13 protein-coding genes are annotated in these 15,743 nt (G+C 59.4%); 6 read left to right on the plus strand and 7 right to left on the minus strand.

Annotated elements, in window-relative coordinates; translation table 11 throughout:
- The first annotated feature begins 52 nt into the window (after nucleotides 1–52).
- Nucleotides 53–1,414 carry a carbohydrate porin gene (locus LCH65_RS08115; protein WP_003365298.1) on the plus strand — a complete coding sequence of 454 codons (1,362 nt, stop codon included), beginning with the start codon at nucleotides 53–55 and terminating at the stop codon, nucleotides 1,412–1,414.
- Nucleotides 1,415–1,522: 108 nt separating this feature from the next.
- On the plus strand, nucleotides 1,523–2,398 hold the full coding sequence (locus tag LCH65_RS08120; RefSeq protein WP_058397457.1) for a D-hexose-6-phosphate mutarotase: 876 nt from the start codon (nucleotides 1,523–1,525) through the stop codon (nucleotides 2,396–2,398).
- A gap of 125 nt (nucleotides 2,399–2,523) precedes the next feature.
- Here LCH65_RS08120 and LCH65_RS08125 read toward each other — a convergent pair whose 3' ends face one another.
- Nucleotides 2,524–3,390: a MurR/RpiR family transcriptional regulator gene (locus tag LCH65_RS08125; RefSeq protein WP_002552324.1), complete on the minus strand. Its 867-nt coding sequence runs from the start codon at nucleotides 3,388–3,390 to the stop codon at nucleotides 2,524–2,526.
- A 218-nt stretch (nucleotides 3,391–3,608) separates the two neighbouring features.
- On the opposite strand from LCH65_RS08125, the gene zwf reads away from it, so the two are divergent.
- Genes zwf through LCH65_RS08140 form a run of 3 tightly spaced genes read left to right on the plus strand, consistent with a single transcriptional unit; the run spans nucleotide 3,609 to nucleotide 6,489 of the window.
- Nucleotides 3,609–5,078, plus strand: coding sequence for a glucose-6-phosphate dehydrogenase (gene zwf, locus LCH65_RS08130; protein WP_003408964.1), 1,470 nt, complete (start codon nucleotides 3,609–3,611; stop codon nucleotides 5,076–5,078).
- Nucleotides 5,065–5,778, plus strand: coding sequence for a 6-phosphogluconolactonase (pgl, locus tag LCH65_RS08135; protein WP_003365295.1), 714 nt, complete (start codon nucleotides 5,065–5,067; stop codon nucleotides 5,776–5,778). The genes zwf and pgl overlap by 14 nt, the downstream gene beginning before the upstream one ends.
- A gap of 36 nt (nucleotides 5,779–5,814) precedes the next feature.
- On the plus strand, nucleotides 5,815–6,489 hold the full coding sequence (locus tag LCH65_RS08140; RefSeq protein ID WP_003433587.1) for a bifunctional 4-hydroxy-2-oxoglutarate aldolase/2-dehydro-3-deoxy-phosphogluconate aldolase: 675 nt from the start codon (nucleotides 5,815–5,817) through the stop codon (nucleotides 6,487–6,489).
- A gap of 122 nt (nucleotides 6,490–6,611) precedes the next feature.
- On the opposite strand, the gene LCH65_RS08145 is transcribed toward LCH65_RS08140, so the two are convergent.
- A complete protein-coding gene (locus LCH65_RS08145; protein WP_003341842.1) occupies nucleotides 6,612–6,851 on the minus strand; it encodes a DUF3820 family protein in 240 nt (79 codons plus the stop codon).
- 218 nt (nucleotides 6,852–7,069) lie between these two features.
- Between LCH65_RS08145 and LCH65_RS08150 the strand changes: the two genes are divergently transcribed.
- On the plus strand, nucleotides 7,070–7,549 hold the full coding sequence (locus LCH65_RS08150) for a PA2169 family four-helix-bundle protein (protein ID WP_002552329.1): 480 nt from the start codon (nucleotides 7,070–7,072) through the stop codon (nucleotides 7,547–7,549).
- Between the two features lie 70 nt (nucleotides 7,550–7,619).
- On the opposite strand, the gene LCH65_RS08155 is transcribed toward LCH65_RS08150, so the two are convergent.
- The 5 genes from LCH65_RS08155 to LCH65_RS08175 form a co-directional block, all read right to left on the minus strand.
- Nucleotides 7,620–9,149, minus strand: a complete 1,530-nt coding sequence (locus tag LCH65_RS08155) for a sensor domain-containing diguanylate cyclase (protein WP_003365292.1) — start codon at nucleotides 9,147–9,149, stop codon at nucleotides 7,620–7,622.
- A 206-nt stretch (nucleotides 9,150–9,355) separates the two neighbouring features.
- Nucleotides 9,356–10,720, minus strand: coding sequence for a heavy metal sensor histidine kinase (locus tag LCH65_RS08160; protein WP_080479456.1), 1,365 nt, complete (start codon nucleotides 10,718–10,720; stop codon nucleotides 9,356–9,358).
- The gene (locus LCH65_RS08165; protein ID WP_003314062.1) at nucleotides 10,710–11,387 is read right to left on the minus strand and encodes a heavy metal response regulator transcription factor; all 678 of its coding nucleotides are present in this window, start codon (nucleotides 11,385–11,387) and stop codon (nucleotides 10,710–10,712) included. Before LCH65_RS08165 ends, LCH65_RS08160 begins: the two co-directional genes overlap by 11 nt.
- 10 nt (nucleotides 11,388–11,397) lie before the next feature.
- Nucleotides 11,398–14,502, minus strand: coding sequence for a multidrug efflux RND transporter permease subunit (locus LCH65_RS08170; RefSeq protein WP_003365290.1), 3,105 nt, complete (start codon nucleotides 14,500–14,502; stop codon nucleotides 11,398–11,400).
- Entirely contained in the window at nucleotides 14,499–15,665 is a 1,167-nt protein-coding gene (locus LCH65_RS08175; RefSeq protein WP_058416397.1) for an efflux RND transporter periplasmic adaptor subunit, read from the minus strand. The genes LCH65_RS08170 and LCH65_RS08175 overlap by 4 nt, the downstream gene beginning before the upstream one ends.
- Nucleotides 15,666–15,743 lie beyond the last annotated feature (78 nt).

Genomic DNA, 15,743 nt, shown 5'->3' on the forward strand with positions numbered 1-15,743 from the left:
ATGAAGTAACACGTCTACCAAAGCTAATAACAATAAAACGAGGATTGATGGGATGAAGAAGATCAACAAAGGTAAATCGCTTTCCCGGCTCCAGTTGGTATGCAAGCTGTCGGCGTTGGGTGTGATGGGTCTGGCAGGCAGCGTTCACGCCGCCGAGCCGTTTGCCGCAGATTCACCCTGGATGACGGGTGACTGGGGTGGCAAGCGCACCGAGTTGCTGGACAAGGGTTATGACTTCTCGCTGGAATACGTTTCCGAGATGGCCAGCAACCTGAAGGGCGGCTACAACGACGACACCACCGGTCGTTACAGCGACCAGTTCGCGCTGGGCATGAAAGTCGATTTGCAGAAAGTTCTCGGCTGGCAGGACGCAGAGTTCAAGCTGGCAATCACCGAACGTAGCGGTCGCAACATCTCCAATGACCGTATCGGCGATCCTCGCGCCGGTACACTCAGCTCCTCCCAGGAAGTCTGGGGCCGTGGTCAGACCTGGCGTCTGACGCAGATGTGGATCAAGCAGAAGTACTTCGACGGCGCGCTGGACGTCAAGGCCGGCCGTTTCGGTCCGGGCGAAGACTTCAACAGCTTCCCGTGCGACTTCCAGAACCTGTCATTCTGCGGCTCGCAGGTCGGTAACTACGTAAGCACCTGGTACAACTGGCCAATCAGCCAATGGGCGTTGCGCATCAAGTACAACATCACGCCTGAAGTCTATGCCCAGGTGGGTGTGTACGAGCAGAACCCGTCCAACCTGGAAACAGGCAACGGCTTCAAGCTCAGTGGCAGTGGCACCGAAGGCATGATTCTGCCGGTCGAACTGGTCTGGACTCCATCCTTCAACTCGTTGCCCGGTGAGTACCGTGTCGGTTACTACAAGAGCACGCCAAACGCCAACGACGTCTATGAAGACGTGAATGGTCAGCCGCAAGCGCTGACTGGCGCAGCGTTCAAGTCGCACAGCAGCAAGCATGGCTGGTGGGTCGTGGCTCAGCAACAACTGACCACGCATGACGGCGATGCTTCGCGCGGCCTCAGCATTTTTGCCAACGCCACCGTGCATGACAAGGCGACCAACTTCGTCGACAACTACCAGCAGATCGGTTTCACGTACAAAGGTCCGTTCAACTCGCGTCCGAAAGATGACATTGGTATCGGTATTGCCCGTATCCACGTCAACGACGATGTGCAGGATCGCGTGCGTCTGGCCAACCAGATCAGCGGTATCAATGACTATGACAACCCTGGCTACCTGCCGGTCCAGAGCACTGAGTACAACTCTGAAATCTACTACGGCTTCCATGTCACCAACTGGCTGACCGTGCGTCCCAACCTGCAATACATCAAGCATCCTGGTGGCGTAGATCAGGTTGATGATGCGCTGGTAGCGGGCATCAAGATCCAGTCGAAGTTCTGATTATTGACTGACGCGTAACGCGATCAAGGGTCGTGTGTGCTTTGCGGGCAGCCTGGCTGCCCGTTTTTTTTGGCTTGATCCTTTTATTTTTCAGGGACGCGATTGGCGATGACCACTCACGACGCGCAACTGCCTGAACATCCATTGCAGCGCTTCTTCCGATCCCGACGTGCCAGACCGACTTTCGAGTGGGAGCGCCATCAACTGCGCGATGTGCTAGTCATCGACCACCCGCAATGTCAGGCCGTGTTCAGTCGTCAGGGCGCGCAACTGCTGCATTTTCAGCCGCAGGGCCAGAAACCCTGGCTCTGGTGTGCCGCTCAGTGGCCACAGGTGGGCGCCATTCGTGGAGGCGTGCCAGTCTGCTGGCCTTGGTATGGCCGGCATCCCGGCGAGAGCGGCTGGCCGGCGCACGGCTGGGGGCGTTTGCTGGACTGGAGGCTGATCGACAGCAGTGAGTGCGAAGAAGGCGTGAGCCTGCACTGGCGCTTGCAACTGTGGGACTGGCAGGTCGATCTGCATGCTGAACTGGGGCAGGGCATGGAACTGCGTCTGAGCACGCGTCACGAGGACAGCGAGCCGTGTCACTTCAGCCATGCGCTGCACGCGTACTGGCGGATCGGTGATGTGGCTGAAGTCGCGCTGGAGGGGCTCGACGGTGCACAGGGCTATGACGAACTCAGCCGACAGGCGTGTCAGCAACACGGCGAACTGCGCGTGGCAGGCGCCTGCCAGCGCGTATTCGAACACGCCGGCGCCCTACAGCTCCAGGACCCGATCTGGCAGCGCAGGCTTAACATCGACACCGGCGACAGCACCAACACCGTCGTCTGGCACCCCGGCAGCAGACCGCTTCTCGGCGTATGCGGCAGCGAAACCACAGGCTTCGTCCGTGTCGAAGCCGCCTCAGGCTCCGGCGACACCTTCAGCCTGCGGCCCGGAGAGCAGGTGCAGCTCAAACTGCAAGCCAGCTTGGCAGGGTGAGTTGCGTCGTCTCCACTCGCGCTCAGCAAGGATCCACCTGAGGATCACAGAACCGCTGTGTGACGCAGAGCGTCACGAAAGGCATTCCTACGCGGAGCGTTGGAACGATAGTCAACGACACCCAGTCAGCCCTGATCCTCGATCGGATAACGGCTGTCATTCAGGCTTTCCTTGATCTTGCGCAAATGCGGCTGAAAGTCGACACCGCGACGCAACGTCATACCCGTGGCCAACACATCGAGCACAGTCAACTGAATGATCCGCGACGTCATCGGCATATAAATATCCGTGTCTTCCGGCAGAGGAATATTCAGACTCACCGTACTGGCCTGAGCCAGCGGCGAACCGGCTGCAGTCAGCCCCAGCACCGACGCGCCATTGGCCCGCGCGATACGCGCCACTTCCACCAACTCACGAGTACGGCCCGTATACGAAATGATCACGAACAACTCGCCGGTATGCGCCACTGACGCAATCATCCGCTGCATCAGCACATCGGCATGCGCCGTCACCGCCAGATTGAAGCGGAAGAATTTATGCTGCGCATCCAGAGCCACCGGCGCCGAGGCACCCAGCCCGAAAAAATGGATCTGCCGCGCCTGGATGAGCATGTCCACAGACTTGCTGATCAAGGCCGGGTCCAACTGCTGGCAGGCGCTGTCCAGTGACGCGATGGCACTGCCGAAAATCTTCTGGGTATAGGCCTCCGGATTATCATCCGCTTCCACCGCACGGCTGACATAAGCCGCGCCGCTGGCCAGGCTCTGGGCCAGTTGCAGCTTCAATTCCGGATAGCCGCTGACACTGAACGAACGGCAGAAGCGATTGACCGTCGGCTCGCTGACCTTGGCGGCCTGGGCAAGCGCTGCAATGCTCAGCCGCGTTGCCATCTGCGGATTGAGCAGGATGACCTCGGCCACTTTGCGTTCGGCCTTGTTCAGCTCGTCGAGTCGACCCTGGATTTGCTCCAGGAGGTTTCTTACGCGGTCCATTCAAAGTCCTTGTCGGGGCTGATTTACCAACGGTTTTGCCTTGGGCTTTTATTAGCCCTTTAGCCTGTAGCAAAGGTGGCCTATCGTACTGAGGGCCTGTGTTGATCACCACTGGAATATGCTTTCAGGCAGAATGTTGTGGTTATTACTACATATGGCCTTGAGTAACGCCTTTAAAAAAGGTATTTGTAGCCTAACTTGATAAAAGAACCAACATTATGCCCTTGATTACGGTTGAACCGTGCACATTTGCCCTGTTTGGTGCCTTGGGGGACCTGGCGGTACGCAAGCTGTTCCCGGCTCTTTATCAGCTTGATCGCGCTGGACTGCTGCATGAAGACACAAAAATTCTTGCCCTGGCGCGTGAACCGGGTGACGAAGAGTCGCATCTGGCGTACATCGAAAAATCCATGCGTCGCTTCATTCCCGAGACGGAACTGGAGCCGGACAACCTGGGCCGCTTTCTGGCGCGCCTCAGCTACCTGCATGTCGACTTTCTCAAGGCCGAGGATTACGTCGCACTCGCCGAGCGCGTCGGCAATGCCGAAACCCTGATCGCCTATTTCGCCACACCCGCCTCGGTCTACGGTGCCATCTGCGAGAACCTTGCGTCGGTCAACCTCGCTGAGCGCACGCGTGCCGTGCTGGAAAAACCCATCGGTCACGACCTGGCCTCTTCGCGCCGGGTCAATGACGCTGTTGCGCAGTTTTTCCCGGAAAACCGCGTTTATCGTATCGACCACTATCTGGGCAAGGACACGGTACAGAACCTCATCGCTCTGCGCTTCGCCAACAGCCTGTTCGAAACCCAGTGGAACCAGAACCATATTTCGCACGTGGAGATCACGGTGGCCGAGAAGGTCGGCATCGAGGGCCGTTGGGGCTACTTCGATCAGGCTGGCCAGCTGCGTGACATGATCCAGAACCACCTGCTGCAGCTGCTCTGCCTGATTGCCATGGACCCGCCAAGCGACCTGTCCGCCGACAGTATCCGGGACGAGAAGGTCAAGGTGCTCAAGGCACTGGCCCCGTTTACCCCTGAGCGTCTGGCCACCCAGGTGGTGCGCGGCCAGTACACCTCCGGCTACAGCGAAGGCAAGGCGGTGCCCGGCTATCTGGAGGAAGAAAACTCCAATACCCAGAGCGATACCGAAACTTTCGTCGCGTTGCGTGCCGATATCCGCAACTGGCGCTGGTCGGGTACGCCGTTCTATCTGCGCACAGGCAAACGCATGCCGCAGAAGCTGTCGCAGATCGTGATCCATTTCAAAGAACCGCCGCACTACATCTTCGCGCCTGAACAGCGTTTGCAGATCAGCAACCGCCTGATCATCCGCCTGCAGCCTGACGAAGGCATTTCCTTGCAGGTGATGACCAAGGATCAGGGCCTGGACAAGGGCATGCAGCTGCGCAGCGGTCCCTTGCAACTGAATTTTTCCGACACCTACCGCAGCGCTCGTGTCCCCGACGCTTATGAGCGGTTGTTGCTGGAAGTCATGCGTGGCAATCAGAACCTGTTTGTCCGCAAAGATGAGATCGAGTACGCCTGGCAATGGTGTGATCAGTTGATCGCTGGCTGGAAGAAGGCGGGCGATGCGCCCAAGCCTTACCCGGCCGGAACCTGGGGGCCGATGAGCTCCATTGCCCTGATTACTCGCGACGGGAGATCCTGGTATGGCGACATGTGACCTCAAGCTGCCAGCAGGGCTGGTAGCACACGATTTCGACACAGCGCAGCAACTGGCCGATGCACTGGCTGAAACTGTCGCCGAACGCCTCAAGCAGGCGATCAGCGAGAACGGTCTGGCGACGCTGGTGGTGTCCGGTGGACGCAGCCCGGTCGCCTTCTTCCAGCGTCTGGCGGCACAGCCGCTGGAGTGGTCGAAGGTCGTCATCAGTCTGGCGGACGAGCGCTTCGTGCCGACCGAACATGCCGACAGCAATGCCGGCCTGTTGCACCGCCACTTGTTGCAGGGGCCTGTGGCGAAGGCGAAGTTTCTCGGCCTGTACAGCGTGGCGAGCAGTGTCGAGGAAGCCGCTCAGGCTGCCGATCAGGCACTGGCCGAGCTGCCACCCATTGATGTACTGATTCTGGGCATGGGCGACGATGGGCATACCGCGTCGCTGTTCCCCAACAGCCCGAATCTGAGCGAAGCCCTTGACCTGCAAGGTGAGCGCCGCTGCCTGCCCATGCTCGCACCGAGCGTGCCGCACCAGCGCCTGACCCTGACCCGCCGCCTGCTGGCGTCGGCGCGTTCACCGATTCTGTCGGTGTCCGGTCAGGCCAAACTCGACACTCTGCGCACCGCGCTGGCAGGCGACGACCTCGCCGAGATGCCGGTGCGTGCCTTTCTCAACCCGTCTCTCGAGATTTACTGGTGCCCATAAGCCCCGATAAGCCCCACAAACAAAGGAACCGTCGCCATGACACAGAATGAAAATAATCAGTCGCTGACCAGCATGGCGAACAAGATTGCCCAGATCGACGAACTCTGCGCCAAGGCGAAGATTCTGCCGGTGATTACCATCGCCCGTGACCAGGACGTACTGCCGCTGGCCGATGCACTGGCCGCTGGCGGCATGACTGCACTGGAGGTGACCCTGCGCTCGGCGTTCGGTCTGAGCGCCATTCGTATCCTGCGTGAACAGCGCCCCGAGCTGTGTGTGGGCGCCGGGACCATCCTGGACCGCAAGATGCTGGCTGACGCTGAAGCGGCCGGTTCGCAGTTCATCGTCACTCCCGGCAGCACGCAAGACCTGCTGCAAGCCGCGGTCGACAGCCCTTTGCCGCTGTTGCCGGGTGTCAGCAGCGCCTCGGAAATCATGATCGGCTATGCCATGGGCTATCGCCGCTTCAAGCTGTTCCCGGCTGAGATCAGTGGTGGCGTGGCAGCGATCAAGGCCTTGGGCGGGCCGTTCAACGAGGTGCGTTTCTGCCCCACAGGCGGTGTCAACGAACATAACCTCAAGAGCTACATGGCCCTGCCCAACGTCATGTGCGTGGGCGGCACCTGGATGATCGATAACGCATGGGTCAAGAATGGCGACTGGGGGCGTATCCAGGAAGCGACTGCGCAGGCAATGGCACTGTTTGACTGATTTTCAGGATTTCGGAGTCAGCCCTTACTGCTGATTCCGACAAGGAAGTTGTTGTTGGTTGTATGGCTTTTCGGTGCTCCCTGGTCCGGAGCACCGTTTTTTTTTCCGGCCCGTCTCTTTGTTTATCCCTTGTCCTTGAACGACTGGCGTGGACGTGTGCGCAACGGGTCCAATAGCGCGCCAAGGCCGTTGTGATCGATTTCCTGCATCAGCGCCAACAGACCTCCCAACTCTCCTTTGGGAAAGCCTTCCCGGGCGAACCAGTTCAGATAATGCCCCGGTAAATCAGCGATCAACCGACCCTTGTATTTGCCGAACGGCATTTCCTGTGTCACCAGCAGCTTGAGTTTTTCCGGATTCATCCGCGATACGCCTGTATTTCTCTTTCAGCCAGTACGATACGTGCATTCTGCATGCAGGCCAAACGACAGATCATGCAGAAGTCACGAACGGCCAATTGTGAAAATTTCGTAAGTCATTGATTTTAAATAGTTATTTTCGTATCAAAAACTGGCACGGTGTCTGCAATTACCTATACATCGAACACTTTCGTATCAACCTGCCATTAGGAAATTATCAAATGACTGATATCAACAAAGAAACGATCTCTATCCTGAATGACCTGATCGAAACCAGCAAAGACGGTGAAGAAGGTTTCCGTACCAGCGCAGAACACGCGAAAAGCGCCCAGGTGAAATCGTTCCTCGCAAACCGCTCTACCGAAGTCGCTGCAGCCGTTCGTGAACTGCAAGCTGAAGTGACCGCACTGGGTGGCAAGCCTGAAGATTCTTCCAGCGTATCTGGCGCACTGCACCGCGCATGGGTCAACCTGAAGTCGATGGTTACTTCCGACGACGACAAGGCCGTGCTGGAAGAAGTTGAAAAAGGCGAAGACGTTGCCAAGAAGGCTTACCGCGAAGCGCTGGAAAAAGCCCGTGCCAAGAACGTTTCGCCTAACGTTATCGCGCTGATTGAAAAGCAGCAGGCTGGCGTTCTGGCCAACCACGACAAAGTAAAAGCACTGCGTGACGCAGCACGTGCAGCCCACGCCGCATCGTAATCCGATGCGTCAGCGGTAACCGAAAAAACGCCAGCCAGTCTGGCGTTTTTTTATGCCCGAACGCAGCTGGTCAGACCGGGTCTGTCACCTTTCTGGCAACCGAACTGCGGTACTCGACCCGGTTGCGCCCATTGTCCTTGGCCTGATACAGCGCCTTGTCGGCCACCCCGAAAAATGCTTCCAGCTTGTCTCCCTGACGGACGACCTCCGAAGCGACCCCGATACTGACCGTGATGGGATACTCGGCATTCATGAACAGCGGAAGTGCCTCCGCAGCCTTGCGGATTTTTTCCGCGATCAGCATGGCACCCGGCAAGTCTGTTTCCGGCAACACAACTACGAACTCTTCGCCGCCATAGCGTGCCACGCGGTCGCCCGGACGACGGATGCAGTATGAGATGGTCTGCGCAATCAGACGCAGCGCCTCGTCCCCGCCCTGATGGCCATGACGCTCATTGAATGCCTTGAAATGATCTACATCGATCATCAGCAATGACAGCTGCTTGCCAGAGCGTTGCGCTCGCGCCCATTCGACTTCCATGGCTTCGTCAAGCTGGCGGCGATTATCAAGCCCGGTCAGACCATCTGTCGCGGCCAGGCTGGCCAGTGCATCTTCGGCACGGTGGCGCCTTCTCAGCTCGCGACACAGCAGCCAAGTCAGCCACAAAATGCCCAGACACAATATGCTGGTCGCGGAGCCGACCAGCCAGGCATTGCGTCGCCAGACGGCATACACCTCATCTTCGGATTGCCCGATCACCACGATCAGCGGCAAGTTGCCGACTCGGGAGAAGGTATACAGCCGACGAGCATTCAACTGCGTCGACATCGCGGCAAAGCTGCCATCGCCTTCCTGAAGGATGCGCTGAAAGTTGGGGCTGTGGCTGTAATCCTTGCCGATCAACTCCTGGCCTTCCATTTCCGGGTAGCGAACGATCAGAATGCCTGAGGTATTGATCAGGTTGATGCTGCTGTCACGGCCCAGATTCTGGCTCATGAACAGGTGCTTGAAATACACCAGACGCATCTCTGCGCTCACGATGCCCATGAACTCGCCGTTGGGCCCCGATAGGCGGCGGCTGAAGCTGATGCACCAGTCCTTGTAGCCCCAGCGAGTCTTGTACGGTGCACTGACGTGTAGCGTCAAAGAGCGGTCTGTTGCATGGTCCTTGAAATAGGCGCGGTCAGCGAAGTTGTCGTGTCGAGGGGTGACAGACAAAGAATCAGCCACTATTTCGCCGCGGTTATCGAGTAATACCAGGTCGCCCTTGTAAGAGGCGGCAGTGGCGCGATCGAACAGAACAAGTTGGCGCAGTTCAGGTGACAGTTGCTGAAGGTCCGGACGCTGCCACGCGCTGATCATGCCTTGCAGTGAAGAGTCGTAAAGTTCTGCATTACGCATGACGTCGGCATCGATCAAACGCACGATATTGGACGCTGCGCGTGCTGCTGTCTGTGCTGCGTCGTCGCGCTCCTGGGCCAGTAGAGACGCCACGATCGCCAGAATGGCGAGCATTGAAACCGAGCTGCCGAAAATCAATATCAGCTCCGGACGGGTCCATTTGAGCCGGGCTTGCCGAGAAAACGCAAACACCATCATCGGTTGTTCTACCTGCAGACGAATGATTCTTGATAATCGGTTAATAAAATTATCAGTTAGGTGGGGAACTTATTGACGCGTGTATAACACGCTCCTTATAGCCCCATATGAAGGGAATGTGAATAAAGCAACTGTATTTAAAACGCTGCGAACAGACGCACACTGAGGACCGTGAACACGGTCAATGTAGTCAGTATTTTCAGGTGTCAGCGAGGCAACTGGATGCCGAAGGTATTGGCGCCCTTGTCGCTGTTCACGAACACGGTGCCGCCATGCATCAAGGCAATCGCCTTGACGATGGCCAGCCCCAGGCCGTGATTGGCGCCGCTGTTACTGCGTGAGGCATCCACCCGATAAAAGCGCTCGAACAGTCTGGGTAAATGTTCCTGAGCGATTTTTACGCCCGGATTGGTCACGCTGACAGTGACATGGGCATCGCGGGATTCGATGTTGACTTCAATCACTTCACCAGCGCCAGTGTGCTGAACGGCGTTATGCAACAGATTGATCAGCGCGCGGCGCAAGTGGGGTTTTTCAATGGGTGCGCTGGCGTCGCCTTGGACACGGACTTGCACGTGCGCGTCTTCCAGAATGAAGTCCAGATAATCCAGCGTCGTCGCGACTTCTTCAGCCAGTGAGGTGCAGATCTGTGCCTTGACCTTGGTGCCCTGATCGGCGCTGGCCAGAAACAGCATGTCGTTGATGATCGAGCGCAGGCGCTCCAGCTCTTCGAGGTTCGACTGCAACACCTCGAAATAATGCTCGGCAGAGCGGCCACGGGTCAGCGCCACCTGAGTCTGACCGATCAGGTTGGTCAGCGGTGAACGAAGCTCGTGTGCCACATCGGCATTGAACGACTCCAGCCTCGAGTAGGCTTGCTCGACGCGTTCCAGCGTGGAGTTGAACGAGGCGACGAATTGCTCGAGTTCCGGTGGCAGCGGCGACAACTGCAAGCGTCCGGACAGCCTTGGCGGGGCGAGCTTCTGGACTTCCTGCGAAAGGCTGGTCAGCGGTCGCAGGCCAATCCGCGCGACCCAGTAGCCCAGCGCCGACGCGAGCAGAATGCCCAGCGTGGCCAGGCTGATCAAGGCGACCAGCAGCGAGTGCTGCGTGTGCCAGAACGTCTCGGTGTCGATGGCAGTCAGAAAGCGCAGGGCCGGACGCTGTTCCTTGGCGGGAAACTCGCTGACCAGCACTTTGAACGAAAACGGATGGTCCGCCAGCTTCAGGTCGTGCATGCCCAGCGGCCCCTGTGCAAAACGACGAATGTCCGCACCGGGATTGCCGAACTCATAGAGCGGATTGTCACTCACCACCCAGAAGCGCAGGCGTTTGTCCTCTTCACTGAGCAAGGTGAGCTTGGCCTTGATCTTGCGCCAGTGTTCCGGGTTGCCGAAACGATTGACCGCCGATTCCAGCACGCTGTAGCGCGCATCCACCTCTGCACGGGGCAGCAAATCGAGGCTTTTGTCCACCTGCAGGTACAAGGCCCAGCCGATCAGCAGGAACACCACCAGTGCCACCAGCGCGAACAGCCCGCTCAGGCGCAGGGCAATCGAATCAACCCGCACTGCGGTTCTCCAGCACATAGCCCATGCCGCGAATGGTGTGCAGCAGCTTGTGCTCGTGAGGGCCATCGAGCTTGGCCCGCAAGCGCTTGATCGCGACTTCGACCACATTGGTATCGCTGTCGAAGTTGATGTCCCAGACCATCTCGGCGATGGATGTCTTGGAAAGGATGTCACCCTGACGTCGGGCCAGCACACTGAGCAGCGAAAACTCCTTGGCGGTCAGGTCCAGGCGCAGGCCGGCGCGGGTCGCCTTGCGGCTGATCAGGTCTATCCACAGGTCGGCGATGGTGATCTGCACCGGCTCGTGGCCACCGCTGCGCCGCGTCAGGGCCTGCAGGCGGGCGACCAGTTCCAGAAAGGAAAACGGCTTGCCCAGGTAATCATCCGCGCCTTCGCGCAGGCCGCGAATGCGGTCGTCGACCTGCTCGCGCGCGGTCAGCATGATCACGGGCGTCTGTTTGCGCGCACGCAGCGCACGCAACACCCCAAAACCATCCAGGCCCGGCAGCATCACGTCGAGAATGACGATCGCATGGTCATTCTCCAGCGCCAGGTGCAGGCCTTCGATCCCGTCGCGCGCCACGTCCACGGCATAGCCCTGTTCGGTCAGACCGCGACGCAGGTAGTCGGCGGTTTTCTCTTCGTCTTCGATAATCAGCACGCGCATCGGGCAACTCTCACTTTTGCAGGGCCAGCGTCGGTGCGGCGGGCGCCGGTTGGCGTCGATGAAACAGCCGCTCCAGTTGCAGATAAATGACCGGCGTGGTGAACAACGTGAGCATCTGGCTCACCAGCAGGCCGCCAACCACGGCTATACCCAGCGGCTGCCGCAACTCGGCACCGACGCCAAAACCGAGCATCAGCGGCAGTGCGCCGAGCAGGGCGGCGAGGGTGGTCATGATAATCGGTCGGAAGCGGGTGATGCAGGCCTCATAAATGGCCTCGTGCGGCGTGAGGCCCTGCTCGCGCTGGGCCTGCAGGGCAAAGTCCACCAGCAGAATACCGTTCTTTTTGACGATACCAATCAGCAACACCACGCCGATCAGGGCCATGATCGAGAAGTCCTGCCCCATCATCCACAGCAGCAACAGTGCGCCGATGCCTGCCGAGGGCAGGGTGGAGATGATGGTCAGCGGATGCACGAAGCTTTCATAGAGCACGCCCAGAATGATGTACACCGCCACCAGCGCCGCAAGGATCAGCCAGGGCTGGTTGGCCAGCGAACTCTGGAACGCCTGGGCCGCGCCCTGGAAGCTGCCGATGATCGAGGCGGGCATGCCGATTTCGTTCTTGGCCTGATCGAGCATGCTCACGGCATCGCCCAGGGCGACCCCGGGTGCCAGGTTGAACGACAGGTTCGCCGCGGGGAACATCCCGTCATGGCTGATCGATAACGGTCCCATGCGCGGCGCACTGACTTTGGCCAGCGCCGACAGCGGCACCATTTCGCTGGTCAGCGGCGAGCGCAGATAGAAGTACGCCAGGCTTTCGGCCTTGCCGCGTTGTTGGGCGTCCAGTTCAAGGATCACCTTGTACTGGTTGACTTCAGTCTGATACTCGCTGATCTGCCGCTGGCCGAATGCGTCGTACAGCGCCTGGTCGACATCGGCCGTGGTCAGGCCGAATCGCGCGGCAGCACTGCGGTCGATGTCGATGTGCGTGACGCTGCCGCCCAGTTGCAAGTCGTTGGACATGTCGCGAAATGCAGGGTTGCTGCGCAGTTTTTCAGTCAGCCGTTGCGTCCAGGTGTTGAGCAATTCGCCGTCGTTGCTCTTGAGCACGTACTGGTACTGACTGCGGCTCGGGCCGGAGCTGAGGTTGATGTCCTGCCCGGCGCGCAGATACAGAACGATGCCCGGGACCTTGGCCAGTTTGGGGCGCAGGCGGTCGATGAATTCACTGACCGACACATCGCGTTCGGAGCGTGGTTTGAGCGAGATCCAGAAGCGGCCGTTGGCGATGGTCTGGTTGCTGCCTGAAACACCAACCGAATGCGAGAACGCCAGCACCGCAGGATCCGCGCCGACGATCTTTGCCAGCTCCAGGTGTTTTTCCACCATGTCCGGGTAGGAGATGTCAGCAGCTGCCTCGGTGGTCCCGAGTGCAAACGCGGTGTCCTGGACCGGAAAGAAGCCTTTGGGTATGAGGATGTAACCGACTACCGCCAGCGCCAGGGTCAGGCCGAATATGCCAAGCATCAGCCGTTGATGGGCCAGGGCCTTGCGCAGGCCGCGCTCGTAGGAGGCGAGCAGGCGTTCACCAAACCCCGGTTTCTGATGCGGGTGATGGGTGGGCGCGCGCATGAACAGGGCGGCCAGGGTCGGCGCGAGGGTCAGGGAGACGACCACCGAAATAAGAATGGTCGCGGTTGCGGTCAGTGCGAATTCCTTGAACAGTCGCCCGACCACGCCGCCCATGAACAGCAGCGGAATGAACGCCGCCACCAGCGAGAAACTGATCGACACCACGGTAAAGCCGATTTCTCCGGAGCCCTTTATCGCCGCCTCGCGCATGCCTTGGCCGGCTTCGAGGTGACGGTGGATGTTCTCGACCACCACGATGGCGTCGTCCACCACGAAACCGACCGCGACCACGATGGCCACCAGTGTCAGGTTGTTCAGGCTGAAGCCGAACAGGTACATCATCGCAAAGCTGGCAATCAGCGAGACCCCGAGTACCGCACTGACGATCAGGGTGGCTGACAGTTGGCGCAGGAACAGCGCCATGACCGCGACCACCAGCAGCACCGCGATCAGCAGGGTCAGTTCCACTTCATGCAGCGAGGCACGGATGGTGCGGGTCCGGTCGTTGAGTACCGATACATCGACGCTGGCCGGGAGCATTTCCTGCAAGCGTGGCAATTCACGCTGGATACGGTCCACGGTGTCGACAATGTTGGCGCCCGGCTGGCGGAAGATGGCGATGTTGACGCCTTGCTGATCGCCGGACCACGCCTTGACGTAGGCGTTTTCCGAGCCCGCGACGACCCGAGCCACATCCTTGAGCTGGACGGGCGCGCCGTTTTTGTAGGAAACAATCAGTTGCGCGTAGTCCTGCGGCTTGAACAACTGGTCGTTGGAAGACAGGGTCGAAATACTGTCCTTGCCGTACAGGGCACCCTTGGCCAGGTTCAGGCTGGTCTGTTGCACCGCTTGGCGAATGTCCGCCAGGGTCAGCCCCAGCGCGGCGAGTTTCTCGGGGGCGGCCTGGACACGAATCGCCGGACGCTGCTGACCGGTGATGTATACCTGGCCCACCCCTTCGATCTGGCTGAGCTGGCGCGCCAGAATGGTTTCGGTGACGTCGCTCAATTCGGTGCCGGGGATCAGACTGGAACTCACGCTGAGGATCAGCACCGGGCTGTCGGCCGGGTTGACCTTGCGCCAGGTTGGCAGACTAGGCAGATCGGCCGGCAGGCGTCCGGCTGCGGTATTGATGGCGGCCTGGACTTCCTGGGCCGCAGTGTCGATGCTTTTGTTGAGGGTGAACTGCAGCGTAAGGTTGGTGGAGCCCAGTGCGCTGCTGGAAGTCATCTGGGTCATGCCCGGTATCGCACTGAACTGCACTTCCAGTGGCGTGGCAACCGAAGACGCCATGGTCTCGGGGCTGGCGCCGGGCAGTTGCGCGGTGACCTGGATGGTCGGGAATTCCGCTTCCGGCAACGGCGCGATCGGCAGACGCGGAAAGGCAATGACCCCCAGCAGTACCAATGCGAAGGTCAACAACAAGGTGGCCACCGGATGGTCGATGCACCACGCCGATACCGAACCACGGCCGTTCATCGTGCGGGCTCCACTTGCGCGCTGGCGACATCCGCAGCAGGCGCGGTGATCACTTCCACCGTTGCTCCCGGGCGTAGCCGTGACTGGCCGTCGCTGACCAGTACATCGCCAGCACGCGGCCCGCTGATCAGCGTCTGCTCGCTGTCCTGATAGAGCACTTTGACGGGTACGACTTCCACCTTGTTATCGGCAGTGAGCCGATAGACAAAGTGCAGGTCAACGCCGCGCTGCACCACTTGTGGCGGCACTTTCAGCGAGTTGAGTTCGATACCGGTCTGGATCTTCACGGTCACCAGTTGCCCTGGCCAGAGTTGCTCGCCGGGGTTTCTGAATTGAGCCTTGGCGCGGATCGTACCGGTGCTTGCCGACACCTGATTGTCGATCAATGAAAGCGTGCCTTCACCCAGCAGCAGGCCGTTGGCCGCGCCGTCGCCCTGATACGCCTTGACGGTCGCAGCGTCGCGCTCGGCAATCAGCCCCTGCAGGGTCGGCAACATCTGCTGTGGCAGGGAAAACTCCACGGCAATCGGGTCGATCTGGGTCACTGAAAACAGTCCGGCAGCATCACTGACGCGCAGGAAGTTGCCTTCATCGACATTGCGAATGCCGACCCGTCCCGTTACCGGCGAGCGAATCTGAGTGTAGGACAGTTGCACCTGTGAGGCGTTGATGCTCGCTTCGTTGCCTTTTGCCGTGGCTTCGAGCTGCCTGACCAGTGCCTGTTGCTGATCGAACGTCTGTCGCGAGATACCATTTTCCTGGGTGAGCTGGCGATAGCGCTTGAGGTCCAATTGCGCTACGTCCAGCTGCGCCTTGCTCTGCGCCAACTGGGCACGCGCCTGTTCCAGCGCAGCCCTGATAGAGCGGTCATCCAGCGTTGCCAACAGGTCTCCGGCCTTGACCTGCTGACCTTCCTTGACCAGCACGCGCGTCAGCACCCCATCCACCTGGGGGCGGATCACGACGCTTTGCAGCGACAGCACCGATCCGATCCCTGTGACGAAGCGCGGCACGTCTTCAAGACTGACCGTGATCACTTTGACCGGCACAGCGGCAGCGGCATTTTTGGGAAGCGTGGCCGGGCGTGTCAGTTTCCAGCCGGCAATCGCCACACAGGCGATCACCAGAACGACAGCGGTGACGGTCAGGGTCTTTCTGCGCATATGAAGAAAACGCCAAATGTCAGTACGGGAGAGATATTTTTTACAGCTTCCTTATAGCCTGCAAACCCGGTCAACAGA

It is taken from the genome of Pseudomonas sp. MWU16-30316 (assembly GCF_020515645.1).
Taxonomy (GTDB): Bacteria; Pseudomonadota; Gammaproteobacteria; order Pseudomonadales; family Pseudomonadaceae; genus Aquipseudomonas; species Aquipseudomonas cerasi.

What these genes read in the sequence shown, in the direction of transcription:
- LCH65_RS08115 (WP_003365298.1), top strand. Translation starts at nt 53, where the DNA reads ATGAAGAAGATCAACAAAGGTAAATCGCTTTCCCGGCTCCAGTTGGTA.
- LCH65_RS08120 (WP_058397457.1), top strand. Translation starts at nt 1,523, where the DNA reads ATGACCACTCACGACGCGCAACTGCCTGAACATCCATTGCAGCGCTTC.
- LCH65_RS08125 (WP_002552324.1), bottom strand. Translation starts at nt 3,390, where the DNA reads ATGGACCGCGTAAGAAACCTCCTGGAGCAAATCCAGGGTCGACTCGAC.
- zwf (WP_003408964.1), top strand. Translation starts at nt 3,609, where the DNA reads ATGCCCTTGATTACGGTTGAACCGTGCACATTTGCCCTGTTTGGTGCC.
- pgl (WP_003365295.1), top strand. Translation starts at nt 5,065, where the DNA reads ATGGCGACATGTGACCTCAAGCTGCCAGCAGGGCTGGTAGCACACGAT.
- LCH65_RS08140 (WP_003433587.1), top strand. Translation starts at nt 5,815, where the DNA reads ATGACACAGAATGAAAATAATCAGTCGCTGACCAGCATGGCGAACAAG.
- LCH65_RS08145 (WP_003341842.1), bottom strand. Translation starts at nt 6,851, where the DNA reads ATGAATCCGGAAAAACTCAAGCTGCTGGTGACACAGGAAATGCCGTTC.
- LCH65_RS08150 (WP_002552329.1), top strand. Translation starts at nt 7,070, where the DNA reads ATGACTGATATCAACAAAGAAACGATCTCTATCCTGAATGACCTGATC.
- LCH65_RS08155 (WP_003365292.1), bottom strand. Translation starts at nt 9,149, where the DNA reads ATGATGGTGTTTGCGTTTTCTCGGCAAGCCCGGCTCAAATGGACCCGT.
- LCH65_RS08165 (WP_003314062.1), bottom strand. Translation starts at nt 11,387, where the DNA reads ATGCGCGTGCTGATTATCGAAGACGAAGAGAAAACCGCCGACTACCTG.
- LCH65_RS08170 (WP_003365290.1), bottom strand. Translation starts at nt 14,502, where the DNA reads ATGAACGGCCGTGGTTCGGTATCGGCGTGGTGCATCGACCATCCGGTG.
- LCH65_RS08175 (WP_058416397.1), bottom strand. Translation starts at nt 15,665, where the DNA reads ATGCGCAGAAAGACCCTGACCGTCACCGCTGTCGTTCTGGTGATCGCC.